The sequence below is a fragment of the Streptomyces sp. Je 1-332 genome (assembly GCF_040730185.1).
In the GTDB taxonomy this organism is placed as follows: domain Bacteria; phylum Actinomycetota; class Actinomycetes; order Streptomycetales; family Streptomycetaceae; genus Streptomyces.
Window position 1 is genome coordinate 269,781 of the sequence record NZ_CP160402.1, and the last position, 22,280, is coordinate 292,060.

Consider the following 22,280-nt stretch of genomic DNA (forward strand, 5'->3'; position numbering starts at 1 on the left):
TGCACCGCACGCGCATCTGTTTCCTGATCGTCTGTGAACTGCCCGGATCGCGGCGGTGCCGGATTACGGCGTCGGCGTCTGGGCACCGGGCTCTGGTACGCGGGACCTCCTTCCGGCGTGCGACCGGACGAAAAGCGGGGGGCGGAGATGGGCACGGCGACGACGGTTCCTCAGACGCGGGACATGGAGGGCGACGAGCTCTCCGGCGACGAGGCCTTCGTGGCGCTGCGTCACTACGGGGGCTGGCGGCTGCTGCGCGATGCCTTCGTGCGCTTCCGCTACGCCGACGGGTTCAGCCACTCCCGGGCACTGGCGCTGCAGACGGTCCTCGCGGTCGTCCCGCTCGCCATCGTCTTCGTCGGTCTGTCGAGCGTGCTGCACACGCAGGACATCGGCCGGTTCGCGGAGGTGGTCATTCACCGTATGGCAGAAGGGCCGAGCGCCGATGTCGTCGACGAGGCGCTGGCCCGCAGCCGACGTACCGCGGGTGGTGGTACGCAGGTCGCGCTCTGGTTCGGGCTCGTGTTCTCCCTGGCCAACGTCACCACGGCGATGTGCCAGATCGAACGCGGCGCCAACCGGATCTACGGCAACGAACGCGACCGGCCCTTCCACCGCAAGTATCTGCGCGGCCTGGCCATGGCCGTGACCGCGGGCCTGCCCCTGGGCCTGGGTTTCGTGGTCATGGTGGCGGGTACCGACCTGGTGGCCGCGGCGGTGACCGTCTTCGACGCCGGGGACGGGGTGAGCACCCTGTTCGGAGTGCTGCGCTGGCCGTTGGGTTTCGTGCTGGCGCTCGTAGCGGCGAGTGTCGTGTTCCGGCGCGCACCTCGGCGGCGCCAACCCGGTTACACGTGGCTTGCGTTCGGGGCGATGGTCTACCTCCTGCTGTGGACGGGCCTGACAGGCCTCCTGAGCCTGTATCTGTCGCTCAGCGGTTCCTTCGACACCGTCTACGGTCCGCTCAGCGCCTTCATGTCCCTGCTCCTGTGGGCCTACTTGACGTCGATAGCCCTCTTCCTGGGCCTGGCCTTCGCGGCCCAGCTCGAAGCGGCCCGTGCCCTGAATCCCGGCCCCGTCCAGGCGGACCCGGGAGTATGAGGAAGCTCAGAGCAGTCTCAGGAGGAGGGCATACCTCGGCATGGCCGCCAAATACGACGTCAAGCGCGAGCTCAAGACGTGCTACGCGCCCAAGAACACCGACTGGGAGATCGTCGAGATCCCCGAGCTCCGCTACGTCGCCATCGACGGGCACGGCGACCCGAACTCCAGCGCCGCCTACCGCCACGCGGTCGAGGCGCTCTACGCGGTTGCCTACACCGTCAAATTCGCGAGCAAAGGCGACCTCGGCAGGGACTACGTCGTGGGCCCGCTCGAAGGGCTTTGGTGGGCGGAGAACATGGACGACTTCCTGGCCAGGCTCAAGGACAACTGGCAATGGCGACTCCTCATCCATGCCCCCGCCTGGGTCACCGACGAGATGATCGATGACGCCAGACACACTGCTCTGTCCAAGAAGGGTTTTCCGGCCATCGCGCACGTTCACTCGGAGACCTTGCGCGAGGGCACGAGCGCTCAGGTTCTCCACATCGGCTCGTACGACGACGAGACACCGATCCTGACCGAGCTGCACCAGGAGTACCTGCCTGCCCACGATCTCCGGGAAGCGGGGCTGCACCACGAGATCTACCTCAGCGACCCGCGCAGGACCGACCCCGCCAAACTCAGGACGGTCCTGCGGCAGCCCGTGAAGGCTCGGTCGCTCAGCCCCAGGTCTGTCCGGCCGGCTCCTTGACGGTGCGGTTGAGCCGGTTGAAGAAGTTGGTCAGCGCGATCTCCAGGTTGATCGCGCCGACCTCCTCCTCGGTGAAGTGGGCGTTGACCTCTTCCCAGATCTCGTCGGTGACGCCCTCCGCGCCATCCTGCAACCGGGTGGCGCCCTCGGTCAGGGCCAGTGCCGCGCGCTCCGCATCGGTGTAGAACGGTGCCTCGCGCCAGGCGGATACGTTGTGCAGCCGCTCGTCGGTCTCACCGGCCTTCTTGCCCCCGGCGACACTGGCGTAGACGCACGCCGAGCAGCTGTTGATCTGGCTGGCGCGCAGGTGCACCAGCGTGAGCAGCTTCGGGTCGACGCCTCCGGCGGCGATCGCCTTGTGCAGATGCGAGATCGCGGTCCACAGGTCGGGGTTGCTCGTGTTCTTGTTCTTGAGACGGTTCTCCATGCGGGAGTGCTCTCCTTCAAAGGCGTTACGTCGACGGGCTGTTGACCGTCACCCCTATGACGGAGCAGCTTCGAGGAAGGTAACAACATGCCCGACACCCACCCCACGGATCCGATCGTCGATGCCTTCGAGTCCCACCGCGAACGGCTCCGAGGCGTTGCCTACCGGGTCCTTGGATCACACGCCGACGCGGAGGACGTGGTCCAGGAGGCGTGGCTGCGTCTGTCCCGTCAGGGCGCCGGCACCATCGACAACCTCGGCGGCTGGCTGACCACCGTGGTCGGCCGCATCAGCCTCGACGTCCTGCGGTCGGGCCGCAGGCGCCCGGAAGTCTCCTACGACGAACAGCCGTCCGAGTTCAACGGGACGATCGACGACGCCCCTGCTCCGGAAGAACTGGTGGCGCTCGGGGACTCCGTGGGCCTCGCGCTCCTCACGGTCCTGGACTCGCTGCGACCGGACGAACGACTGGCGTTCGTGCTGCACGACGTGTTCGCCGTGCCCCACGGGGAGATAGCCACGATTCTCGGCAAGTCCGCCGACGCGACCAAGATGCTCACAAGCCGCGCCCGCAGGAAAGTACGGGCCGCCCGGCAGCCGGCGAGCGCCGGACGGCAACAACGCGAAGTGGTCCAAGCCTTCCTTGCCGCGGCCGGCGCCGGTCAGTTCGAGCGGCTGCTGCAGGTTCTGCACCCGGAGGTGAAGTTCACCGTCGACACCCCGAACGGTCGGTTCGTCACGCTCGGAGCGACCGAAGTCGCCACCCGCGCGCGACTGGCCGGCAGCGCGGCACGAGGGCAGGAGGTCAGCGTCAACGGCCGCCCCGGCGTCATCTCCTGGAGCCAGGACGGGGCCCCGGCCGCCCTGCTCTCCTTCACCGTCACCGACGGCCGCATCACCGAAATCACCGCCGTGGTCGACCCGGCCAGACTCGCGCTCATGGACCTGCCGGACCCGGCGCGAGGGCGGCAGGACGTCCAGAGGGCTTGAAGTAGATCGTCTGGGCCGCTTGCCGGGGGCCACACCGGTCATGCTCTTGCTGAAGGGTTCTGATCACGCACGGAGAGGGAGGCCACGAGTGAACTGGGCACTTGGCGAAGAGTTCGAGACGCCTGAAGGGGTGGTGCGGTGGCGGGCGCTGGGCAGTGGAGACCCGGTCGTGCTGGTGCACGGCACCCCGTACTCCTCCCTCCTCTGGCGGGACATCGCACCGGCCCTCGCCCGTACTCGGAGGGTCTTCGTGTTCGACCACCTCGGCTTCGGCCAGTCGGACCAGCGCGAGGGCCAGGACCTCAGCCTGGCGGCCCACGCGAGGAACTTCGCCGGGCTCCTCGACCACTGGGAGCTGTCCCGCCCCAGCGTCGTCGCCCACGACATCGGCGGCGCCGTGGCTCTTCGGACACTGCTGCTCGAGGAGCGGAGCTACCGGGACCTGACGCTCTTCGACGCGGTGAGCGGCGGTGAGTGGGAGCGCGGGCTCTTCCAGCTCATCCTGGAGCACTCCGATGCCCTCGCGCAGCTTCCGGACTACGCTCACGAAGCGCTGGTGGCCAGCCATATGCGCCATGCGACGCACATCGGTCTGCGACCGGAGGTCCTCGACGCGTTCCTCGCACCGTGGCGGGGACCCGAGGGACAGGCCGCGTTCTACCGCCAGTACCGCCAGATCAGGCAGTCGGACACAGCCGCGTACGAGCATCTGCTGGGCGGCATGTCGCTTCCGGTACGCCTCATCTGGGGGCGCGAGGACCGCATCCTGCCTCCGGAGTACGCCAGTTGGCTGCACGCGCGCATCCCCCGCGCCGAGCTGCATTGGGTCGAGGGAGCGGGCCACCTGCTCCAGGAGGACGCCCCGGGGCAGCTGTCGGCCTTCCTGACCGCCGGATTCCCCTCGGCTAGTGCCCGGCCAGTCATGGAGTGAGTGCGACGACGGGGTCAACCCCGGTTTGCTCGTTCGTTGTAGGCGTCTGCGGCCTTCTCGTTCAGTGCGCTGCCCCACGCCTGGAACCTGCTGCTCAGGGCGCCCTGGGGCGGGGCGATGTCTTCGCCGGAACGCAAGGGACGGTGGCCGCCCGACGCACCGGGCAGCACTCGGGCCAGCACGCCGTTGAGGCGGGTGACCGCGGCCGGGGCGAGGCCGTGGGCCAGGTCGGCGGCGCGTGCGGCGGGGGTCAGGACCAGGCGGGCGCGGCGCCGGACGGTGGCCTTGACGATGCGTTCCGCGGCTCGCTGAGCGTTCATCGAGATGACCGGCGCACCGGCCAGTGCCGAGAACCAGCCGTACTCGCTGCTGTGGGCGCCCCCGAACTGGGCCTGGAGATGCGAGCCGGTCCGCATCAGGCCGGGGTAGACGGCGGTCACACTCACTCCGGCGGACGCGGCCTCCGCGTGCAGGCCCTCGGCCAGTACGCCGGTCGCGGCCTTCGCGCCGGCATAGGGCAGGAGGTGCGGGACGCCCAGCAGGCCGCCCACCGACGAGATCAGAGCCAGCCGGCCGCCGTGCTCGCTCTCCCTGAGGTAGGGAAGTGCCTCGAGGCTGGTGTGCACGGCCCCCATGTACATGGTCTCCATGGCGTCCCTGAACTCCGCGGCCCCGATGGCCTCCAGCGGAGCCACCTGGATGATCCCGGCGTTGGCGATGACGATGTCGGGGCCGCCGCACGTGTCGTGAACGGCTCGGAACGCGAGGTGGACGGCTTCCTGGTCCCGGACGTCACAGACCGCCGTATGGATGACGGCGCCGCGCCGACGGGCGCACAGCTTCTTGCGGGCGGACGCCAGCTCTTCCGGGTCGCGCGCCGCGATGACCACCGTGCAGCCCCGCGCGGCGAGCCGGTCGGCCATGAGCAGACCGAGGCCCCGTGATCCACCTGTGACGAGCGCGGTCAGTCCGGACAAGGATGGCGTGGAATGCGACGTGGGCATGGTGACGATCCCTTCTCTCGGCCGCCCGTGGACCGGCCACGAGGCACCGGTGCCTCGTGGCCGACGCCTGGATTCAGGGCCCGAACAGCACTTTGATCATCCCATTTTCCTCGTCCGGTAACACGGTGGTGGGCGAGTTGTCAGCGACGCGCGTCAGATGCCGTCCCCGTCCGGGCCGGGGTCCGCTGCCCCAGGCCCCGCCGGATCGCGATCTCCACGGGTGAGTACGCGCCGTCGGCCCGCTCCAGTTCGTACGGCGCGGCCGGCATCAGCGGCGGCTGGGCCATGAAGCGTGGCGTGGCCCCGTGGTGCGGTTGCGCCGCGTGCACCAGGAACGGATGGCACAGGAAGACGTCGCCCGGTGACCCGGTGGCCAGGGCGACCGGCCGGTGGTCGGACGCCGCCACCAGATCGGGCGCGAGGGCAAGCCCGCTCGCCCCGTCCTCCCCGTGCTTCTCCAGCACCTTCGGCACGTCGAGGTGGGAACCGACCCGGATCCGGGTCGGGGCGTCCTTCTCACCGACCTCGCTGAACAGGAACAGCATCAGCAGTGCCCGTCCCCGGGAACGCAGATTGGTGAAGTACCAGCTCTCGCCCTCCGGCAGATAGCTCCCCTCGATGTGCCAGCCGGCGTCGTCCGGCTCCTCCTCGTGCGGGAAACGCAGCGGGAACGTGCCCAGCGAGTAGCGCGGCTCCCAGCGTCCCGCGCCGACGAGGAGGTCGTACGCGTGGTGCAGGGCCGGGGAGTTGGGTGCGGCGGCGAAGGGCCCCTGCGCCATGCCGGGCACCCAGTGCACGGGCTGTGTCCATGTCGCCGGGTCGTCCGGGTCGCAGCCCGTCTCCCGCCACAGCAGCCGCGCGCAGTGCGCGGCCACGCGCGGGGCGACGGCGCCCTCCAGCTTCACGAAGCCGTCGTGCAGGAAGCGGGTTACCAAGGTCGTGTCATCCATGGCCCCATCGTGCGGCGGCACCGCTCCCGATCGCCCCACAAAATCCGCACCTCCCTTGTCGGGTGCCGCTGACGCGCCGGAGAGCAGGGGGTCTCGACACGCTCTCACTCTCGGCTTCCGTGCAAATTAATAGAATTGAAAGATAATGCGGGAGTGCTCAGAAATACGCTGCCGCGACTGATCGCCCCCTTGCTCCTCTGCATGGTTTCCCTCAGTGGATGCGGCGACGGCAAGGCTCCAGCCGACAGCCGGTCGGGCAACAACGCACCGCCGCGCAATGCAGAGGGAAAAATCCCGCCCCCGAAGCGGGTCATCTCCATTCCGCAACTCGGGCCGCGAATGCAAAAGGCCGTGGACCGCCGGGACGCGAGGCAAGTCGTCCTGGTGACCGGGGACGCACCGGACTCCAGCTACTCCACGGTCCACTTGTACGAACGTGACGCCGTTACCGGATGGCGCAGGGCCTTCGAGCCTTGGCCGGCCCGCAACGGCCAACGTGGCTGGACCGAGCACCACACCGCGAGCGACCGGTCCACTCCGGTAGGGGTGTTCGACCTGACCGACGCCGGGGGGCTCCTGCCCGACCCGGGGTCCAAGCTGCCCTACGACGAGTCGCCCGTCTACGACGAGGACGGCGTCGGCTTCTTGGGGCAGTCCCTCGAAGGGGCCTTCGACCACGTGGTGGCCATCAACTACAACCGCCAGCCAGGCACCCCGCCCAGAGACCTCGTACGGCCACTGGGAGAAGAAGCCGGCGGGGGAATCTTCGTCCACATGGATCACGGTGGGCCGACGCAGGCATGTGTGGCACTGCCGCGCAAAAAGATGACTGAACTCCTGAAATGGCTCGACCCCAAGATGAACCCCGTCATCGCCATGGGTGACATCGAATCGGTCACGCGCTGATCCTGCCTTCCGCTGGTCGTGCGTGACGTGATCGTGCGAGGGTGGCCCGCATGACGACAGAGACGGCAGAGACGACGGACCCGGCAGAACCGACTGAGCGCTTTGAGGTGCAGCGTCTGATAGCCGCTTCCCCGGACAAGATCTTCGCCCTGCTGTGTGACCCCGCCGGGCATGTGGCGATCGACAGTTCAGGCATGCTGCAGTCCGCCGAGGGCAAGTCCGTGTCCGGGGCCGGTGACGAGTTCGTCGTCCACATGGACCGTGAGGCGTTGAACGACTACCCGTTGGGCAAGTACGACGTCACGGTGATCATCACGCGGTTCGAGCAGGACGCCCTGATCGAGTGGACCATCTCCGGCCAGATCCAGCCTCCCATCCGGCACCTCTACGGTTACCGGCTCCAGGCCACCGAGGGCGGCACGCTGGTCACTTCGTACTACGACTGGAGCGAGATCGAGGAACGGTACCGGGACGCGGGCATCTTCCCGGTCATCCCCGAGGCGGGCCTCCGCGCGACCCTCGGGATCCTGGCGCGGAACGTGGAGCAGTGACGACGCAGCGATGACGGGTACGAGCGGCCGGGGATCACTCCGCCCGCCCCCGGTTCCCGCTCGGCCGCCGCGAAGTCGGCCAGCACACCGTAGTGGTCACTCGCCTGCACACCGGCGACGGGCTCGGCGAGGAACAGCTCGCAGGTGACCACACGCAGCGTCGGTCCGTGGAGGCCGCAGCGGGCCATGACGTGGTCGATGCGCCGGCCCGGCTCCAGCGGCATGTCGCCCGCACGCACCAGTGGGTTGGCGGGGGTGAAGGTGTGGCCGGGGAGGTCGGGGTGCGCGGCTTCCCACGCGTCCTGGTAGCAGACGCTGACACCGTCCAGGGACTGCGCCCCCCGCAAGAACCGCAGGCTCGCGGCCTCCGGCCCGGCGTCGAGATCGCCCAGAAGCACGGCGTGCCGCACTCGCTGCTTTCCCTCGGCGAGCATCTCTTCGGCGAGTACTGCGGCTGCTCTCGCCTGTGCTTCGCGCTCGGCCTCGAAGCCGTAGGGCCAACTGGGCTTGTGATGGACGAGGAGTACCCCGCCGAGCGGGTCGTCGTACGTCACCTCCGCGGCGACGACACCGCACCAGGGTGTCCGGGCCGTCCGCTCGGAGACTTGCAGGGCATCGGTGCGAACGCGACCGAGCGGGGCACGGACGGCCAGCAGCGCGCCGACCGGGCCGTCCGGGCCGTCCGGGCCGTCCGACGAGGTGTGCGGGTGCGGCAGCACGTTCCAGCCGTCCGCCGCGAGTCGCCGCGCGTCATCCGGGACCACCTCCTGCAGCGCCAGCACATCCGGGTCGGCTGCGGCCACGGCGTCGGCCAGGACGCGGCGCCGTGCCGCGCCGTCGGCGTACTGGGGTTCAAGGACGTTCATCGTCAGCACACGCAGGGCGGTCTTGCTCACTCCGGACACTCACATTCCTCGGGCGGGTGGCGTCGGCGGCCTGGCTCGCTCCTGTCCGTCCAGCCGCCTGAAGCCGTCGTCGGTGATCGCCCCCGGGTACCTGAGAATGCCCGAGTGATGCACGACCGAGTCCCGCGCCGGAGAGAGGGTCAGTCGTGCGGGAGCAGGGAGCCGAGTGGGCCCAGGTCGAGGTTGAGGTCTTCGCGACGCAGGCCGTGCCGCTCGCAGAGGTCGGTCATGCGCTCGTCGAGGAGCATGAGCGCGGTCCCGACCTTCTCCTCCTGTTCGTCGGTGAGGTCGCCCGCGTCGAACCTGCGCACGGCTTGACGCTCCATCAGCTGGCGCAGCAGTTCGACGACGGTGAGGACGAGGGAGGCCAGGTCACGGCCGACCGCGTCGGGGTCCAGGTCCAGTCGCGAGGTCCCGCTCACAGCGGCCCCCCGTCCGCCCACGGCGCGGGCACACGCTCGCTCACGGACGCCAGCAGCGCGTGCAGCGAGATCCGTACCAGAGGCACCTCCGCGATGGCGATGACGAGGTCGCCGCTGACCACGACTCCGGTGGCCAGCACCCGGTCGAGCAGGTCGACGAGCGGCACGCCGATGGGGGCGCCGCTGTCCGGGCCTTGCCAGGCGACAGGTTGCGCGGCCGTGTGACGGTTCATGCGTGGCTCCCTACGGCATCGGGTTCCGAGTAGGAGGGCGCGTCCACGAACGAGTACGGCACCCACGGGCCGGTGGCCTCCACCTCGCAACCCTCGAATTCGGGTGCGGCCCGCAGCCGGTCGAGGAGCGCGAGGAATTCCGCCCCGCTCTGGTGAGGGACCAGATAGGCGGAATTCATGATCTGGGTACGTCCACGGCCGACGACCTCGGCGCTGTGTGGTCTGCGGCGCACTGTCTCATCCGCGACCGACAGGACGGCACGGTCGAGCAACTCTGCTGCGTCCAGGGCGCGTTGCCGCCGGTCGTCCCGTTCCTGGCCGCGCTCGCGCAGTCGGGCCAGGTAGGCCCGGCCGTTAGGTGCGGGTGCTTCGTCGTTCCGTGCCGGAGATGCCGACTGCGTGGGTCGCGAGGGCTGCGAGGTCTGCTCCCGGGGGGTGAGCAGGTTGACCTTCACCGCCCACTCGTCCCGGCCCGTGATCCGTTCCAGAGTGCGCTCGAAGCGCGGCCCGTTGTCCACCAGGGCGGCCCGGCCCCGTTCCTCGGAGTGATAGAGCGTGGCCAGCGGCAGCGGAACCGCCCCGCCCCGCGCGGCAAAGGCGGTCACCACGGCGTGGTGGTCCCGTACGCACCGCTCCAGCGTCGCGGGGTCGGACAGCCGCTCGCGCAGCGCCTCTTCGGAGTACTCGTGGGCCGGCACGTCCTGGACCACGGCCCACAGGGCGCCGGCCGGGACAAGACGCAGCGGGCCGCCTCCCTCATGGCCCGACAGGCCCGCGGGCAGCTCCGGGCCTCGGCCTCGTCGGACGGCGAACACGCACACGGCGTGCGCGGGGGTGGACGCTGTAGCCATCAGTGGGGCTTCTCCTTCGTCCGTTCCGGTCGACGCGATCCCTCGTCGGCGGGCGTGAGCTCTTCCAGTTGCGCGCGCAGCCGACGGTTCTCCTCACGGAGGTCGTCGCGTGCGGCGCTCGACGACAGGGCCGGATCCGTCTCCCACCAGTCGATGCCGGCCTTGCGAGCGGTGTCCACGGATGCGATGAACAGCCGGAGCCGGATGGTGAGCAACTCGATGTCGAGCAGGTCGATCTTGATGTCTCCGGCGATGACGACGCCCTTGTCCAGCACCCGTTCGAGGATGTCGGCGAGGCTTCCGTCAGCGGGACGGGAGAGGTCCGATGCCTGAGGTGAGGAGCGCCAGGTGTCGAGGCCGTCCATGGAGCCGGTCACCGCCTTCGGGCGGATCGGGCGCGGGGCCGCCGTTCGTCCTCGTCTTCGTCCTCGGCGTCCTCATCCTCCTCGGCGTCCTCATCCTCCTCGTCGTCCTGCTCCTCCTCGTCGGTCTCGTCGTCCTGGTCCTCCGGGCCGCCGTCCTCGGCGTCCTGGTCGTACTCCTCGTCCTCGGCGTCATCCTCGTACTCGGACTCGCCGCCGTTGCCCTCACCCTCGTCGTCGTAGTCGTCGTCCTCCAGGCCCTCCTCGTGGGAGCGGACGACCTCGCCGTCCCGGATCTCACCGCGCCAGCCCTCCACCTCTTCGTCCGCGTTGAGCGTCACGTAGCGGGCGAAGTGCTTGAGGTCGAGCCGCAGACGACGGCCCTGGGCACGCCAGAGGTTGCCGGTCTTCTCGAAGAAGCCTGCGGGGTAGTACTCGACGACCATGACGACGCGGGTCAGCGCCGGGGCGACCTCGTGGAAGCTGACGGCCCCGCGGGTGCTGCCCTTGCTGCCTTCCGACGTCCAGACGATCCGGTCGTCGGGCACCTGCTCCTGAACCGTCGCCTTCCAACTCCGGCTGGACGGACCGACCTTCACCTTCCAGTCCGAACTCACGTCGTCGTCGGACATCGAGACGCTGCGGACACCTTTGGTGAAACTGCTGAACTCCTCGTACTGGGTCCACTGGTCGTAGACCATTCGCAGCGGGAGACCCACGTCGATGGCCTCGACGATGTTGGTGACCTTCGTGTCGCCCGCCCCTCCCCCGCCACCGCCGGAGGAGAACAGGTCCTTCGCCTTGCCGACGACACTGTCCTTGATGCCCTTGGCCTTCTCCGCCACGACTGCTTTCACGGGCGAATCGCCCTGCAGCATCCGGGCGCCCATCTTGGGGAGGGACCCGCCGTTGTCCGCCACGTCCTGCAGTTTGTCGGTGAGACCACCGAGCGCGTCACCCAACTTGTCCGTCAGGTTCTGTGCCTGCGCATCGACGAAGTCGGTGAGCCCGTCACGGAGTCGGTCCATGCCCGACTCCTCGCCGCTGCCGGCGCTCTTCTTCCGTTCGGCCATGGCCGGTCAGCTCCTCTGCCTCGAACGCGACGTTGTCGCTCTGCCGCTCGACCTCTTGGCGGCGCCGGTCTTCTTCGCTGTCGTCTTCTTCGCTGACGTCTTCTTCGCAGCTGTCGTCTTCTTCGCTGCTGTCTTCTTCGCTGCTGTCTTCTTCGTCGCTGTCTTCTTCGTCGCTGCCTTCTTGGTCGCCGCCTTCTTCGCGGGAGTGGACTTCGCAGTCTTCTTCGCTGCCGTCTTCTTCGCGGAGGTCGACTTCTTCGCCGCGGTCTTCTTCGCCGGGGCGGTTTTCTTCGCGGCTGACTTCTTGGCGGGGGAAGCCTTCCTGGCGGGCGAAGCCTTCTTCGCGGGGGAAGCCTTCTTCGCTGGAGTGGCCTTCTTCGCCGGGGCCTTTCTTGCCGCGGACTTCTTGGCGGGGGAGGTCTTCTTCGCCGATGCGGTCTTCTTGCCCGCGGAAGTCTTCTTGGCGGCGGGAGGTTCGGAACCGTCGTTCCTGCCCCTCGACCCGTCGCGTTCAGAACGCGCTATCGCGGTCTTCTTGCCCTGCGACTTCTTCGCTCCCGACCGCGGGGCTGAACGCTCCCGACCTGACCTCCGGCGCGGCGTCGACCGGCGTTCGGCGTCGCGGCTCGAGCGCCGTCGGTCGTGATCGTGGTCGTCGCGGCTGGTGGCGCCGCGGTGCCGACGTGAGGTACGGCCGCGAGAAGGCGCCGACGGCTCGTCCTCGCCATCGCCGTCCTCGTACTCGTCCTCTTCGTCCTCTTCGTCTTCTTCGTCTTCGTCCTCTACGTCGTCGGCCTCGTCCTGCGGTTCATCGTCCGGGGCCTCGTCTTCCTCGGCCTCGTCGTCGTACCGCTCGTCACGGTCGTCGTACTCCGCGTCGCCCTGGTCCTCGTCCTCGTCCTCGTAGTCGTCGCGGTCCCGCGACGAGCGCAGGGACTGGGTGCGCTCGGCGAGTTTGTCCGTGAAGGAGGACAACTGACGGCCGGCCGCGGCGGACACCGCGGCCCGCCCAGCGTCCATCAGCTCGCCTCTCACCTGTTCACTCAGGTCGGCGAACTGTGGCGTCTCACGCAGCCGTTGGGCACCCTGCCTGAGCAGTTCCTGCGGTGAGAGGCCGAACTTGCGGCCTGCGAGATACGAGCCCACGGCGAAGGCGAACTTTGCCTTCTTCGTACGCCCGAGGAGGTACCCCCCGGCTACTGCCGCGCCGAGAGCGATCCGGTTGCATTCATTCATCAGGAACTTCCCGTGGGTCGAGGCCGACGCCGCCGCGCACAGCGTCAGGAGGCCGTTCGGTAAGGACGTCGTTCCAACAGGTCGAGCAAGTGCTCCTCTTCGCGTTCGAACTGGTCGAGGTCGATGTCGCCCTGGTCCAAGGCTTCGTTGAGGGCGGCGAGCCGAGCTCGGACGGCATCCGGGGAGTACAACTCGTCCTCCGCCGCCTCGATCAGCCGATCCGCGATCCAGCCGACCCCGCGGATCGGAGCCAGCGGGAGCAGCAGGATGCCGCTGATCAGTCCCATCTCACGCGCCTACGGGTACGGCGTCGGCGCTCACGAAGCTGTAGCAGGGCAAGGGGCCGGTGAGCGTGAGCGTGATCCGTCCGCGGCATCGGGTGGCGAGCAGGTCGACGGCCCGCCGGAAGGCGGTCTCGGCGCTCCGCGGCACGAGGAAGGAGACGTTCATGGCCCCGGCGGCGCTGTCGCGCCCTTCACGCGTCTCAGCGGCCAAGGGGCGCAGTTCGGCCACCACGTCGGCGGCGGCCTGCTCCGCTCGGCGCTGCAGTGCGCCGGCCACGGCTTCACCGAGGCGCACGTTCGCCTCGTAGCCCGGGCGCCGCCGTGTCGTCTCGCGCAGGGCGCGCAGGCCGGCGTCCTCGCGCAGCAGGTCGGGCAGGGCCTCGGGCACGGACTCGCCCTTGAGGTTCCACTCGGCCTTGCCCTCCAGGCGCGTGAGCGCGGCGAGGTGTGCCTCCCGGGCGGAGTCCAGTCCGGCAAGGACGGTGTCCTCGTCGGGCGCGATCACACCGAAGCGCATGGGCAGGACGGGGCCGTGCTCGGCGAGCACGCCGAGCACGGCCTGGTGAGCGCTCAGGTCGCGCCGGCGCGCCCGCGGACGTCCGGCCACCCGGCTCACGACTGCGGCCAGATCGTCCTGGCCCAGCACGGACACAGTTGCGTTCCCGTCGCCGACAGCCCGGCAGTGGCGGGCGTGTGCGGCGGTCTCGGGGCCGGTGATGGCGTACACGTACAGGCCAGGAGGGCCGGGAGGGCCGGGAGGGCCGGGAGGGCCAGAAGGTCCAGGAGGGCCGGGAGGTGTCGGCACGGTCAGTCCTCTTCGTCTTCGTCACGGCGCCGGGCGCGAGGGCGCTGACCGGCACGAGATGTGGAGCGGGAGCGGGAGGACGAGCGCGAGGAGGCGCTGCGGCGCGGACGGCTCGTCTCGCGCTCTTCTTCTTCCTCGTCGTCGTCCTCGTCTGAGCCTGTGTCCAGGCCCAGGGTGTCCTTGACCTTGTCGCCCACGGAACGGACGGCCTTCTTGGCGCCGGCCTTGCCCACCGTGGCCGCGCCGCCACCGAAGAGTTCCGGGACGGTCTTGCTACGCGAATCGTGTTCGAGGTCGAGGCGATTGCATGCCTCTGCGAAGCGGAGGTAGGTGTCGACGGACGCGATGACGATTCTCGCGTCGATCTTCAGGATCTCGATGCCGACCAGTGAGACCCGGACGAAGACGTCGATGACCATGCCGCGGTCGAGTATGAGTTCCAGGACGTCGTAGAGCGTGCCCGCACGGGGCGCGCAGGGGACGACGTCCTCACTGTAGGTAGTGGTCATGAAGGGGCCTGCTCCTCTCGACGGCGCAGAAGGTGCGCCTCAGCTGTCCGCCCAGCCGCGTCGGTAGCGGCGGACTCTGCGGTACTGCGTCAGGCGTCCGTGCGCGTCCAGATCCACCTCGTAGGTGGCCAGGAGGCTGGTGGTGTCGGGGATCCGAGCCACCTCCAGCACATCCACGCTGACCCGCCAGCCGTCGCTCTCGGTCGGGCAGACGGCCGACACACCTTCAGCGCGGTGACCGATGAGTTCGGTCAGCGTCCGGCATGCCTCGCCGACCAGTTCCCGCAGGTCCGGGGCGCCGTGATCGTCGGCACGTTTCGCCGGCCGGCGGGGGGCGGTGGCCTGGGTGCGTCCTGAGCGCTCGGTCATGCGACCACTCTTGAACGCCCGGTCGCCGACGGCACGGGCTGATAGACCGAACAGGTGCCGGGGCCGCGCCGCCTCCGCACATCACCCGCAGCGGCGGTCACCCTCCAGGGCGTTACCCAGCGAATACCACAGGCCCGAATTCAAAAGGGCGAGCGGGAATAGGGCCGGCACTTTCGGGAATACTCGGCCTTCAGTTTGTGAGGCGCCCCATAGGGGCCACATCACACGCTAACCGCGGTAGTAGACGCCATAGGCGCTCATAGGCCGCCGATTCGACGTAGAGGCGCTCACTGGCAGGTCTTCTGCGTAGCCGGGTAGTACGTCACATCCTTGCGCCGCTTTCCCGTCACCGCTAACCATGGTCGACATCGCAGGGCCAAAGCAGCGCGGCCGGCGCGAATACATCGCCATTACGGCCGCCCAGGCTCCTGTGCCACGTCCCCCCATGGAAAAGGTTCACTTCCGTATGCCCACGCGCACCAGCACCACCCGCATCGCCCGAATCCGCTCGTTCTCCGTCGCGGGTCTCGCCACGGCCGGAGCCGCTGCCGCTCTGCTCACGGTGGCCCCCTCCCCCGCCCAGGCCGCCGAGCCGCACTCCGCCGCGGCCAAGGCACCTGCCGCCGCCGCGAAGGCCGAGAAGAACTACCCGAACAACCTCGACGGCTGGATCAAGGAGTCCCTGGACATCATGAAGTCCAAGGGCATCCCCGGTTCCTACGAGGGCCTGCACCGCAACATCATCCGCGAGTCCGCCGGTGACCCGAACGCCCAGAACGGCTGGGACGTGAACGCGCAGAACGGCACCCCCTCCAAGGGCCTGCTCCAGGTGATCCAGCCCACCTTCGACGCGTACCACGTGTCGGGCACCCCGAATAACCTGACCGACCCGGTCGCCAACATCACCGCGGCCGCCAACTACGCCGCCGACAAGTACGGCTCGATCGACAACGTCGACTCCGCGTACTGAGCCGTCCCACGCCCGGCAGAGCCGCCACTGATGTGACAGCCGATGTGACCTCTGGGCCCCAGAGAAGTGGCCCAGGTCCCTGTCACCAGTGCCCGTTCGAGCCGTACCCCAGTCAGGCGACGAGCAGGCGGAGGCCCAGCTCCGCCGCGTCGAGGGCGACGAGGTCGCGGTTGCGCTCGGCCCACTGACCTGAGGAAAGGTCGTCGCGCAGGCATGCAGCGTGCGGACCCTCACGCCGGCCAGCTCGGCCACGCGTCCCACGGTCAGGTGCTCCTCCATGCCGAGGACTATGCGGCCTGACGCCGCGTGAGGGTCAACACTCGTGGCCCGGCTGCCACCTGGTGCCTTCGGCGCGCATGTGCTGAGGTGCATACTGCCCTCAGATCCCCGCCCTTTGCCTTCGGAGAGCGACATTGCGCAGCCTGACCTTCGTGATCGGTACGGGCCGCAGCGGCTCCACCGCGCTGTCCCGCATCCTCAACGCCCACCCCGACGTACTCAGTCTCAACGAGTACATGGCCTCCGTCGGTGACGCGGCCTTTCCCAAGGGCCGGGTCTCGGGCGCGGCGTTCTGGGAAGCCCTCTTCCGGCCCACCCCGTACTTCGCGAGCATGATCCGCAGTGGGCTCCTGATGCCCGAGTTCCTCTACACTCGCCGCCCGGGGAAGTACACGGGGCAGAGCCCCGGTATCCCCGCGCTCTCCCTCATGGTGCTGCCCCACCTCACCGACGACCCCGACGGCCTGCTCGACGAAATCCGCGCTGCGGTCATCGGCTGGCCGGTACGCCCCGCCCCCGAACACCACGAGGCCCTCTTCGAGTTGCTCGGCGCGCGGCTCGGGCGCACCACCGTCGTGGAACGCTCCGGTTACTCGACGGGCTGGGCTCCCGGGCTGCGTGCTGCCTTCCCCTACGCGAAGTTCGTGCATCTCTTTCGCGACGGGCCCGACTGCGCCCTGTCCATGAGCCGACATCCCGGGTACCGCGTGATCACCTTGATGCGCGAGATCAAAGAACGGACGGGCGTCGAGAGTTTCGGCGATCTGACGGCCGAGCAGGTGCGCTCCCTGCCTCCCGACCTGGCGCCGCTGCTCGACGAGTCCTTCGACCCCGCCCTCGTACGAGACCGTTCCTTCCCCCTGCGCCGGTTCGGCGCCCTGTGGTCCGAACTCGTCGCCCAGGGCGCACAATTCCTCGATGCCCTGCCCTCCGGCCAACGTATGACGCTCGCCTACGAGGACCTCATCGACTCCCCCAGAGACGAACTCGCCCGCCTGGCCGCGTTCGTCGGCATCGATCCTGCCCGCTCGTGGCTGGACAGCGCCTGCACCCAACTCGACGGCAGCCGCCGCGGCTCCGCCGAGAAGCAGCTGTCGGCGGCCGAACTGGACGATCTGAGGATCAGCTGCGCGCCGGGTATCCGTGCGCTGGAAGAGCAGCCGAGGTGACGACAGACCGCCCGGACCTGAGACACAGATCCGGGCGGACTGGTGGAGAGTGGGCCGGTCGATTCAGCCTGCTGACACCGTCGTTACAGCCCCTGCCTCTTTCCCGGTACGTCAGGGTCGAGGCCCGCACCTCCTCCGTTGATCACGAACTGTGAGCCCGGTTCGATCAGGATGTCCCCGTCGCGCGAGTCGCTGATCTGCACGTTGCTCAGCGTCGCGCTGCCGCGTGCTCCGCCCATGGCGAGGATGCCGGAGCCGTTGTTGGACTTGGAGATCGTCACGTCGCTGATCTTCACGTCCGGCATGGCGCCGCCTCCCGTCTTGAACTGGATGCCGTCGTACGTCGAGTCGTGGATGTCGGTGTCGCGGATCGTGACACCGGGGATGCTCGGCCCCTGCGCGAAGAGGGTGATCGCGCCGAACTCCTGGTCCTCGTTCCAGAACGCCCCGCCGGTGCGGTAGAGCCCGTTGTTCGCGATGAGCGTCTGCCCGGTGAAGGGGATCGGGTCGTGGTCGGTGGCGAGCATGATGCCGGGGTAGTTCATGGTGTCGTGGATCAGGTTGTTCTCGATCTTGTTTCCGTAACCTCCGTACACCGCTATGCCGTTGGCACGCCACGGCAGTTGCACCGTGTTGTTGCGGAACACGTTGTCGTGACCGACGTCGACCGACGTGTCCTTGACGTACTTGCTGGCCCACACGGCGAGCGCGTCGTCACCCGTGTTGCGGAACGAGGAGTTGAAGACGGTCGAATTGCGGGTGCCGTTGGTGAAGTTGACGCCGTCCGCGTAGGTGTTGCGGATGCGCATCCCGCTGAACTCCAGGCCGTCTCCAGGCCCCCACAGCTCGGGGATGTTGCTGTAGTCGCGGCCGACCCAGGCGCCGACGTTGGCATGCTCTATCCACACGTTCGAGATCTTGGTGTTCTTGCCGAAGCGGCCGTTGAGACCGACGCCGCCCTCGGCATTGCCGTCGCCGCCCCGGATGGTGCCCGAGCCGAAGATGGCGATGTCCGAGATCTTGGTGTTGTCGTCGATGTCGAAGCCGAAGTTGCCCTCGTGCGGGTGATTGATGCCGCCCGCGTCCTGCGGCGGTATCAGCGAGTACAGCTGCGCGTGCCACATTCCGGCGCCGCGGATCGTCACGTCCTTGATACCCACCTGGTTGTACTGGCCCCGGTTCAGCGGGTCGTCGGTGAGGATCTTTTTCTCCTGACGCCACTGACCTGCTGGGATCCATACGCAGTCGATCTCGCCGTTCTGGTCGGCGGCCACCGCCTTCTGGATCGCGTCCGCGTCATCGATGCCGTCGTTGGGGACAGCCCCGTACTCGGTGATCGACTTGCACGCGGCGGGCTTGCTCGCCGCAGGTGCCACCTGTTCCAGGTCGATCAGGTCGATCGTGTAGTACGCGGCGTCGTCACCGGCGTCGCGCTGCAGGCGGAACTTGGTGCCCTGCGGATAGGTCTGCGCGAGCAGGGCGTGCGACTCGTCGAAGAGCCTGCGCGCGTCGCCACCAGGCGTGTTGGTCAGGCCCTCGGGCTGGTCCGTGTTGCCGTACAGCCAGCTGTGCTTGGACGACAGGGTCAGCTTCTGGACGAACTTCCCGTCGGCGTAGAGGCTGATCGTCTTCTCCTGGCCGCCGCCGCTCGGTGCGTCGGGGATGGAGTTGCGTACGACGATGGAGTTGGTGGCGCTGGTCGACGTGAACTCCACGTACTGGCCGGTCGAGTTGAGGCGCACCGCCTTGCGGCCCGATGACTCGGTGGCGAAGTTGGTGTGCCCGAAGGTGCGCTCGGCGTCCGCTTCGAGGAGCGTGCCCTCGTACCTGCCGTCCTCCGCCTCGTACTCGACGTACGGCGTCGCCGCGCCGCGGCCGACCACGATGGAGCGCGCGAAGACGTTGTTGTCCTCGTTCGTCTCGTCCACGACATCGGTGGCGTCCGCGCTCGCGGTGAGGGTGGCGCCGCCACTGGTGGCGGTCCACTTGCCCGACAGGTCGACGATGGCGCTCTCGCCCGCGGCGATGGCGGGTGTGGTGCCGTTCAGTGTCTTGTCGGCCACGGTCAGGCGGGTCACTGATCCGGCGCTCACCGAGCTGGTCCCACGGTTGTGCACCTTTGCCGTGAAGGTGACATCGGCGCCGACCGCGGGGTTGGCCGGGTTCGACGTGATGCCGGTGACCTCCAGGTCGGGGCCGGGGCTCTGACCGACCGTCAGCTTCGCGTCGGCGGTGCGGCTGTTGTTGTCGTTGTCCTGTTCGGGGACCGTGTCGCGGGGGTCCACCACCGCGGATACGGTGTAACTGCCTTGCGCCCGCTTGCCGATGTCGACCGGGACAGTGGCCGACTCACCGGCGCCGAGCGCGCCCACCTCGGCGTTGCCGGCGACCGTCCCGCCCAGGCTCACGTCGACCGTGGTGGCGGCGGAGGCCGCCGAGCCCGTGTTGCGCACGGTGGCGTCGACCTTGATGGCGTCGCTCTCGCTGGGCTGCGCGGGCCGCCAGCTCAGGTCGGCCACGGTCAGGTCGGGGTTGGGCGCGGGGGTTCCGTTGACTTCGAACTCCGCGACCTGGGCCCCGTATCCGGAGCTGTTGGAGTAGATCTTCAGCCGGACCTCGGCGTAGCGCCCGGAGACCGGGATCGTCACGCGGTTCTGGTTGCCCGCGGGGTCGAAGGTGTAGTCGGCCCGAGCCTTCACCGTGCTGAAGTCGCCGGCGGACTGCGTACGTCCGAGCACCTCGATGCTCTGCTTACGGGCTGCCCAGGCCGCGTCCGGGTTGAGTTTGAGCCCGACGGAGTCGAGCTCCGCGTCAGCGCCGAGCTTCACGGTCAGCGTCGACGGATGTCCGCTGGATTCCCAATAGGTGCTCGTGCTGCCGTCGTTGGCGTTGGGCGCGTAGTAGTTCTGGGTGGACGTGGACGCCTCGATCGGCTTCTTCAGCGCCAGATTCGCGGCCGCCTTGGGCGCCGCGGGCGCTGCGTGGGCGGGGGCGGGTGCTGCGTGGGCGGCGGCGGGCAGGAGCCCGGCGGCTAACAGGGTGCCGACGAGCCAGGCGCCCAGGGTGCGCCGGCTCCGCTGTCTCCATCTCACGGTGGTCCTCTCTGACGCGTTCATGACATATGTCAACCCGTATCTGCGGTACGCGTCAGCACTCAATCGCGGCCGACACAAGAACGCAAGATGTGTGGCAGAGATTGCAAATAACCGACAGACTTACGAGATTTTCGGCTTCCGGAGGAGCTGACTCCTAGCGCGGTCTGTTGAAGCGGCGCGGATTCGGTGCGTAATGCGCACATTACGGGCGCCCGCTGGCGTCGCCCTTGCAGGTTCAGCGGCATGAGCGCCATGCATTGGTCAGTTTTTTGCGGCTTTCTGTCGTCTAATTACGCGAACCCTTCCCTTCGAGGTGGCCGATGAGCTCGTCGAGCCGGGCTGCGAGAGCGGGATGGGTGCGCGCCACGTACGGGCAAGCCGCACTCAGAGGTTCGATCAGGGCCGCCGGGTCGTCGTCGGCGAGAGCCGCGTCGAGATGGCCGACCGGGACCTGGGCTTGCGGCGGGAGACCGGTGAGTGACGTGACCTGACCGGCGAGGCGGCGCAGGGCGGCGGCATTCTCCCGGGCCCAGGCGGTACGGCTGCGGTCGGCGGCGCGGCGCTGCCGGGTGGCCTGTACGCGCTGCTCGCCGGTGCTTCCGGTCGGCCCGGGGCGCTGGCGCAGGTAGCGCCGTTCGGCGGCCTGACGGCTTGCGACCCCCAGGGGGTGCGCGAGGTCGGCCCAGCTGGCTCCCGCGTGTCGCGCGGTTTCGATCAACCCCGCCTCCCACGCGGCGAGTTGCTCACGGACCTCGCGCAGCAGCAGCAGCGAGGCCAAGGCCTGCTCCAGGTCGGTGCCCCCTGCGGGTGCGGCACCCGCGCCGCGCTCTTGGGCGACGTCCATGGCGTCGCTGATGGCCTCCAGAGCGGAGGCCGCGGCCGGAAAGGAGGCCGGATTACGGGCCGCTGCCTGGGTTGATTCCGGTGGGCCGGTCGCTGTCATGAAGGCCTCCCTCGTCTCGGCGTCATCCATTGGATGACATCTGCCTTGTCATCCAATGGATGACATGCTACAACCTAGAGCAGGTGAAGCGCATTGGCAGGTACTGCCCTGACCTATGGAGGTGTTTCGCGATGTTGATGCGCACCGATCCCTTCCGCGAGCTCGACCGCATCGCCCAGCAGCTGGTGGGCCCCGGAACGTGGTCGCGACCGTCCGCGATGGCCATGGACGCCTACCGCGAAGGCGACGAGTACGTGGTGGCCTTCGATCTGCCCGGCGTGACCGCCGAGGCGATCGACATCGACGTGGAACGGAACATGCTGACCGTCAAGGCCGAGCGCCGACCGGTCACCAAGTCCGAGAACGTCCAGATGGAACTGTCCGAGCGGCCACTGGGCGTGTTCTCCCGCCAGATCGTGCTGGCCGACACACTGGACACCGAGCGCATCAAGGCCGACTACGACGCGGGTGTACTGACCCTGCGCATCCCGATCGCCGAGCGTGCCAAGCCCCGCAAGGTCTCCATCGGGAACGAAGCGTCCCGGAGGGAAATCCGCGGCTGAGCCCCAGCCACGGACGCCTGGCGCGGAGGACTGCAGCTCTCCCCCGGCTCCTCCTCCGCGCCCGGGCCGTGTCGACTCCCGCACGGCCTTCCCTCGCGGGCTTCCCTCGGCCCTCCCCAGCCGACCCCACGACCCCACGCCCCGCCCGCGGGTGCTGTCCAGCTGCCCGCACCCGCGACACAACCTCTGCGACGAGAAAGGCGCGCACTCCGCGATGTCAGTGATCTCCGAACGCCCTGAAGTCTCCCGGCCCCTCCCCGCGATGACCTTCCAGCAGATGCTGGAGAAGGTCCGCTACGAGGGCGCGTACCCCACCCGGGAGCGCGCCGAGGAAGCCGTCAGGCTGGTCATCGGCGGCCTTGGCAGGCAGCTGACCGGGGAGGAACGCGTCGAACTCGCCGCCCGCATGCCCGTCGAGGCCGCGCTCATCCTCACCGCCCAGATCCCCGCCACCGAACCCCTCACCGGCTGGGGATTCGTCAAGGATCTCGCCACCCGCGCAGGGGCCAGTCCCGCCACCACGCGCTGGGACACCGGCGCTGTCCTGGCCGCCGTCGCCGACCTCGCCGGCCCCGGTCTCCTGACCCGCATGCTGGCCCAACTCCCCTCCGGTTACGCGCTCCTGTTCGGCCGAGCCGAACTGATCCAGGCCGCGTAG

The 22,280-nt window shown here is 68.8% G+C and carries 26 protein-coding genes; 10 read left to right on the forward strand and 16 right to left on the reverse strand.

The features are described from left to right. Positions 1 to 147 precede the first annotated feature (147 nt). Positions 148 to 1,101: a YihY/virulence factor BrkB family protein gene (locus ABXJ52_RS01295; protein WP_367048737.1), complete on the forward strand. Its 954-nt coding sequence runs from the start codon at positions 148 to 150 to the stop codon at positions 1,099 to 1,101. A 40-nt stretch (positions 1,102 to 1,141) separates the two neighbouring features. Continuing rightward, a complete protein-coding gene (locus tag ABXJ52_RS01300) occupies positions 1,142 to 1,795 on the forward strand; it encodes a GyrI-like domain-containing protein (protein WP_367038558.1) in 654 nt (217 codons plus the stop codon). On the opposite strand, the gene ABXJ52_RS01305 is transcribed toward ABXJ52_RS01300, so the two are convergent. Next, positions 1,764 to 2,222, reverse strand: coding sequence for a carboxymuconolactone decarboxylase family protein (locus ABXJ52_RS01305; protein ID WP_367038560.1), 459 nt, complete (start codon positions 2,220 to 2,222; stop codon positions 1,764 to 1,766). The genes ABXJ52_RS01300 and ABXJ52_RS01305 overlap by 32 nt on opposite strands. 87 nt (positions 2,223 to 2,309) lie before the next feature. Here ABXJ52_RS01305 and ABXJ52_RS01310 point away from each other — a divergent pair, with 87 nt between their 5' ends. Next, a complete protein-coding gene (locus ABXJ52_RS01310) occupies positions 2,310 to 3,212 on the forward strand; it encodes a sigma-70 family RNA polymerase sigma factor (RefSeq protein ID WP_367038562.1) in 903 nt (300 codons plus the stop codon). A gap of 88 nt (positions 3,213 to 3,300) precedes the next feature. Beyond that, entirely contained in the window at positions 3,301 to 4,143 is an 843-nt protein-coding gene (locus ABXJ52_RS01315; RefSeq protein WP_367038564.1) for an alpha/beta hydrolase, read from the forward strand. 14 nt (positions 4,144 to 4,157) lie between these two features. On the opposite strand, the gene ABXJ52_RS01320 is transcribed toward ABXJ52_RS01315, so the two are convergent. Together ABXJ52_RS01320 and ABXJ52_RS01325 are read right to left on the reverse strand one after the other, a co-directional pair. Beyond that, positions 4,158 to 5,147, reverse strand: a complete 990-nt coding sequence (locus ABXJ52_RS01320) for an SDR family NAD(P)-dependent oxidoreductase (RefSeq protein WP_367038567.1) — start codon at positions 5,145 to 5,147, stop codon at positions 4,158 to 4,160. A 140-nt stretch (positions 5,148 to 5,287) separates the two neighbouring features. Further along, a complete protein-coding gene (locus tag ABXJ52_RS01325) occupies positions 5,288 to 6,097 on the reverse strand; it encodes a phytanoyl-CoA dioxygenase family protein (protein WP_367038569.1) in 810 nt (269 codons plus the stop codon). A 351-nt stretch (positions 6,098 to 6,448) separates the two neighbouring features. On the opposite strand from ABXJ52_RS01325, the gene ABXJ52_RS01330 reads away from it, so the two are divergent. After that, positions 6,449 to 7,003 (forward strand): L,D-transpeptidase family protein, encoded by a 555-nt coding sequence (locus ABXJ52_RS01330; protein ID WP_367038571.1) that lies wholly within the window; start codon positions 6,449 to 6,451, stop codon positions 7,001 to 7,003. Positions 7,004 to 7,053: 50 nt separating this feature from the next. Further along, a complete protein-coding gene (locus tag ABXJ52_RS01335; RefSeq protein WP_367038573.1) occupies positions 7,054 to 7,554 on the forward strand; it encodes a polyketide cyclase in 501 nt (166 codons plus the stop codon). Here ABXJ52_RS01335 and ABXJ52_RS01340 read toward each other — a convergent pair. The 11 genes from ABXJ52_RS01340 to gvpO form a co-directional block, all read right to left on the reverse strand. After that, complete coding sequence (locus ABXJ52_RS01340) at positions 7,440 to 8,450, reverse strand: endonuclease/exonuclease/phosphatase family protein (RefSeq protein ID WP_367038575.1); 1,011 nt, start codon at positions 8,448 to 8,450, stop codon at positions 7,440 to 7,442. The two genes, ABXJ52_RS01335 and ABXJ52_RS01340, sit on opposite strands and share 115 nt — an antisense overlap. Positions 8,451 to 8,599: 149 nt before the next feature. Continuing rightward, positions 8,600 to 8,881, reverse strand: coding sequence for a gas vesicle protein K (locus ABXJ52_RS01345; protein WP_367038577.1), 282 nt, complete (start codon positions 8,879 to 8,881; stop codon positions 8,600 to 8,602). Further along, positions 8,878 to 9,114, reverse strand: a complete 237-nt coding sequence (locus ABXJ52_RS01350; protein ID WP_367038579.1) for a gas vesicle protein — start codon at positions 9,112 to 9,114, stop codon at positions 8,878 to 8,880. The genes ABXJ52_RS01345 and ABXJ52_RS01350 overlap by 4 nt, the downstream gene beginning before the upstream one ends. Further along, a complete protein-coding gene (locus tag ABXJ52_RS01355) occupies positions 9,111 to 9,965 on the reverse strand; it encodes a GvpL/GvpF family gas vesicle protein (protein ID WP_367038581.1) in 855 nt (284 codons plus the stop codon). Before ABXJ52_RS01355 ends, ABXJ52_RS01350 begins: the two co-directional genes overlap by 4 nt. After that, a complete protein-coding gene (locus ABXJ52_RS01360; RefSeq protein ID WP_367048739.1) occupies positions 9,965 to 10,330 on the reverse strand; it encodes a gas vesicle protein in 366 nt (121 codons plus the stop codon). Before ABXJ52_RS01360 ends, ABXJ52_RS01355 begins: the two co-directional genes overlap by 1 nt. Positions 10,331 to 10,338: 8 nt before the next feature. After that, positions 10,339 to 11,400, reverse strand: a complete 1,062-nt coding sequence (locus ABXJ52_RS01365; protein ID WP_367038583.1) for an SRPBCC family protein — start codon at positions 11,398 to 11,400, stop codon at positions 10,339 to 10,341. Between the two features lie 6 nt (positions 11,401 to 11,406). After that, entirely contained in the window at positions 11,407 to 12,636 is a 1,230-nt protein-coding gene (locus ABXJ52_RS01370) for a histone protein (protein ID WP_367038585.1), read from the reverse strand. 44 nt (positions 12,637 to 12,680) lie between these two features. Next, positions 12,681 to 12,923 carry a gas vesicle protein GvpG gene (locus tag ABXJ52_RS01375; protein WP_367038587.1) on the reverse strand — a complete coding sequence of 81 codons (243 nt, stop codon included), beginning with the start codon at positions 12,921 to 12,923 and terminating at the stop codon, positions 12,681 to 12,683. A 1-nt stretch (position 12,924) separates the two neighbouring features. Next, a complete protein-coding gene (locus ABXJ52_RS01380; RefSeq protein ID WP_367038589.1) occupies positions 12,925 to 13,725 on the reverse strand; it encodes a GvpL/GvpF family gas vesicle protein in 801 nt (266 codons plus the stop codon). A 2-nt stretch (positions 13,726 to 13,727) separates the two neighbouring features. Further along, on the reverse strand, positions 13,728 to 14,234 hold the full coding sequence (gene gvpJ, locus ABXJ52_RS01385; RefSeq protein ID WP_367038594.1) for a gas vesicle protein GvpJ: 507 nt from the start codon (positions 14,232 to 14,234) through the stop codon (positions 13,728 to 13,730). 39 nt (positions 14,235 to 14,273) lie between these two features. After that, on the reverse strand, positions 14,274 to 14,603 hold the full coding sequence (gene gvpO / locus ABXJ52_RS01390; RefSeq protein WP_367038596.1) for a gas vesicle protein GvpO: 330 nt from the start codon (positions 14,601 to 14,603) through the stop codon (positions 14,274 to 14,276). Between the two features lie 466 nt (positions 14,604 to 15,069). Between gvpO and ABXJ52_RS01395 the strand changes: the two genes are divergently transcribed. Beyond that, complete coding sequence (locus tag ABXJ52_RS01395) at positions 15,070 to 15,573, forward strand: transglycosylase SLT domain-containing protein (protein WP_367038600.1); 504 nt, start codon at positions 15,070 to 15,072, stop codon at positions 15,571 to 15,573. Between the two features lie 413 nt (positions 15,574 to 15,986). Continuing rightward, the gene (locus tag ABXJ52_RS01400) at positions 15,987 to 17,021 is read left to right on the forward strand and encodes a sulfotransferase (RefSeq protein ID WP_367038603.1); all 1,035 of its coding nucleotides are present in this window, start codon (positions 15,987 to 15,989) and stop codon (positions 17,019 to 17,021) included. Between the two features lie 83 nt (positions 17,022 to 17,104). Here ABXJ52_RS01400 and ABXJ52_RS01405 read toward each other — a convergent pair whose 3' ends face one another. Both ABXJ52_RS01405 and ABXJ52_RS01410 read right to left on the reverse strand, forming a co-directional pair. Next, positions 17,105 to 20,113, reverse strand: a complete 3,009-nt coding sequence (locus ABXJ52_RS01405; protein ID WP_367038608.1) for a CARDB domain-containing protein — start codon at positions 20,111 to 20,113, stop codon at positions 17,105 to 17,107. Positions 20,114 to 20,402: 289 nt separating this feature from the next. Next, positions 20,403 to 21,059: a type III effector protein gene (locus ABXJ52_RS01410; RefSeq protein ID WP_367038612.1), complete on the reverse strand. Its 657-nt coding sequence runs from the start codon at positions 21,057 to 21,059 to the stop codon at positions 20,403 to 20,405. Between the two features lie 131 nt (positions 21,060 to 21,190). Between ABXJ52_RS01410 and ABXJ52_RS01415 the strand changes: the two genes are divergently transcribed. Both ABXJ52_RS01415 and ABXJ52_RS01420 read left to right on the forward strand, forming a co-directional pair. Then, complete coding sequence (locus ABXJ52_RS01415) at positions 21,191 to 21,622, forward strand: Hsp20/alpha crystallin family protein (RefSeq protein ID WP_367038614.1); 432 nt, start codon at positions 21,191 to 21,193, stop codon at positions 21,620 to 21,622. 214 nt (positions 21,623 to 21,836) lie between these two features. Further along, on the forward strand, positions 21,837 to 22,280 hold the full coding sequence (locus ABXJ52_RS01420; RefSeq protein WP_367038616.1) for a DUF2267 domain-containing protein: 444 nt from the start codon (positions 21,837 to 21,839) through the stop codon (positions 22,278 to 22,280).

What these genes read in the sequence shown, in the direction of transcription:
- ABXJ52_RS01295 (WP_367048737.1), top strand. Translation starts at nt 148, where the DNA reads ATGGGCACGGCGACGACGGTTCCTCAGACGCGGGACATGGAGGGCGAC.
- ABXJ52_RS01300 (WP_367038558.1), top strand. Translation starts at nt 1,142, where the DNA reads ATGGCCGCCAAATACGACGTCAAGCGCGAGCTCAAGACGTGCTACGCG.
- ABXJ52_RS01305 (WP_367038560.1), bottom strand. Translation starts at nt 2,222, where the DNA reads ATGGAGAACCGTCTCAAGAACAAGAACACGAGCAACCCCGACCTGTGG.
- ABXJ52_RS01310 (WP_367038562.1), top strand. Translation starts at nt 2,310, where the DNA reads ATGCCCGACACCCACCCCACGGATCCGATCGTCGATGCCTTCGAGTCC.
- ABXJ52_RS01320 (WP_367038567.1), bottom strand. Translation starts at nt 5,147, where the DNA reads ATGCCCACGTCGCATTCCACGCCATCCTTGTCCGGACTGACCGCGCTC.
- ABXJ52_RS01325 (WP_367038569.1), bottom strand. Translation starts at nt 6,097, where the DNA reads ATGGATGACACGACCTTGGTAACCCGCTTCCTGCACGACGGCTTCGTG.
- ABXJ52_RS01335 (WP_367038573.1), top strand. Translation starts at nt 7,054, where the DNA reads ATGACGACAGAGACGGCAGAGACGACGGACCCGGCAGAACCGACTGAG.
- ABXJ52_RS01350 (WP_367038579.1), bottom strand. Translation starts at nt 9,114, where the DNA reads ATGAACCGTCACACGGCCGCGCAACCTGTCGCCTGGCAAGGCCCGGAC.
- ABXJ52_RS01355 (WP_367038581.1), bottom strand. Translation starts at nt 9,965, where the DNA reads ATGGCTACAGCGTCCACCCCCGCGCACGCCGTGTGCGTGTTCGCCGTC.
- ABXJ52_RS01360 (WP_367048739.1), bottom strand. Translation starts at nt 10,330, where the DNA reads ATGGACGGCCTCGACACCTGGCGCTCCTCACCTCAGGCATCGGACCTC.
- ABXJ52_RS01365 (WP_367038583.1), bottom strand. Translation starts at nt 11,400, where the DNA reads ATGGCCGAACGGAAGAAGAGCGCCGGCAGCGGCGAGGAGTCGGGCATG.
- ABXJ52_RS01370 (WP_367038585.1), bottom strand. Translation starts at nt 12,636, where the DNA reads ATGAATGAATGCAACCGGATCGCTCTCGGCGCGGCAGTAGCCGGGGGG.
- ABXJ52_RS01375 (WP_367038587.1), bottom strand. Translation starts at nt 12,923, where the DNA reads ATGGGACTGATCAGCGGCATCCTGCTGCTCCCGCTGGCTCCGATCCGC.
- gvpJ (WP_367038594.1), bottom strand. Translation starts at nt 14,234, where the DNA reads ATGACCACTACCTACAGTGAGGACGTCGTCCCCTGCGCGCCCCGTGCG.
- gvpO (WP_367038596.1), bottom strand. Translation starts at nt 14,603, where the DNA reads ATGACCGAGCGCTCAGGACGCACCCAGGCCACCGCCCCCCGCCGGCCG.
- ABXJ52_RS01395 (WP_367038600.1), top strand. Translation starts at nt 15,070, where the DNA reads ATGCCCACGCGCACCAGCACCACCCGCATCGCCCGAATCCGCTCGTTC.
- ABXJ52_RS01410 (WP_367038612.1), bottom strand. Translation starts at nt 21,059, where the DNA reads ATGACAGCGACCGGCCCACCGGAATCAACCCAGGCAGCGGCCCGTAAT.
- ABXJ52_RS01415 (WP_367038614.1), top strand. Translation starts at nt 21,191, where the DNA reads ATGTTGATGCGCACCGATCCCTTCCGCGAGCTCGACCGCATCGCCCAG.
- ABXJ52_RS01420 (WP_367038616.1), top strand. Translation starts at nt 21,837, where the DNA reads ATGTCAGTGATCTCCGAACGCCCTGAAGTCTCCCGGCCCCTCCCCGCG.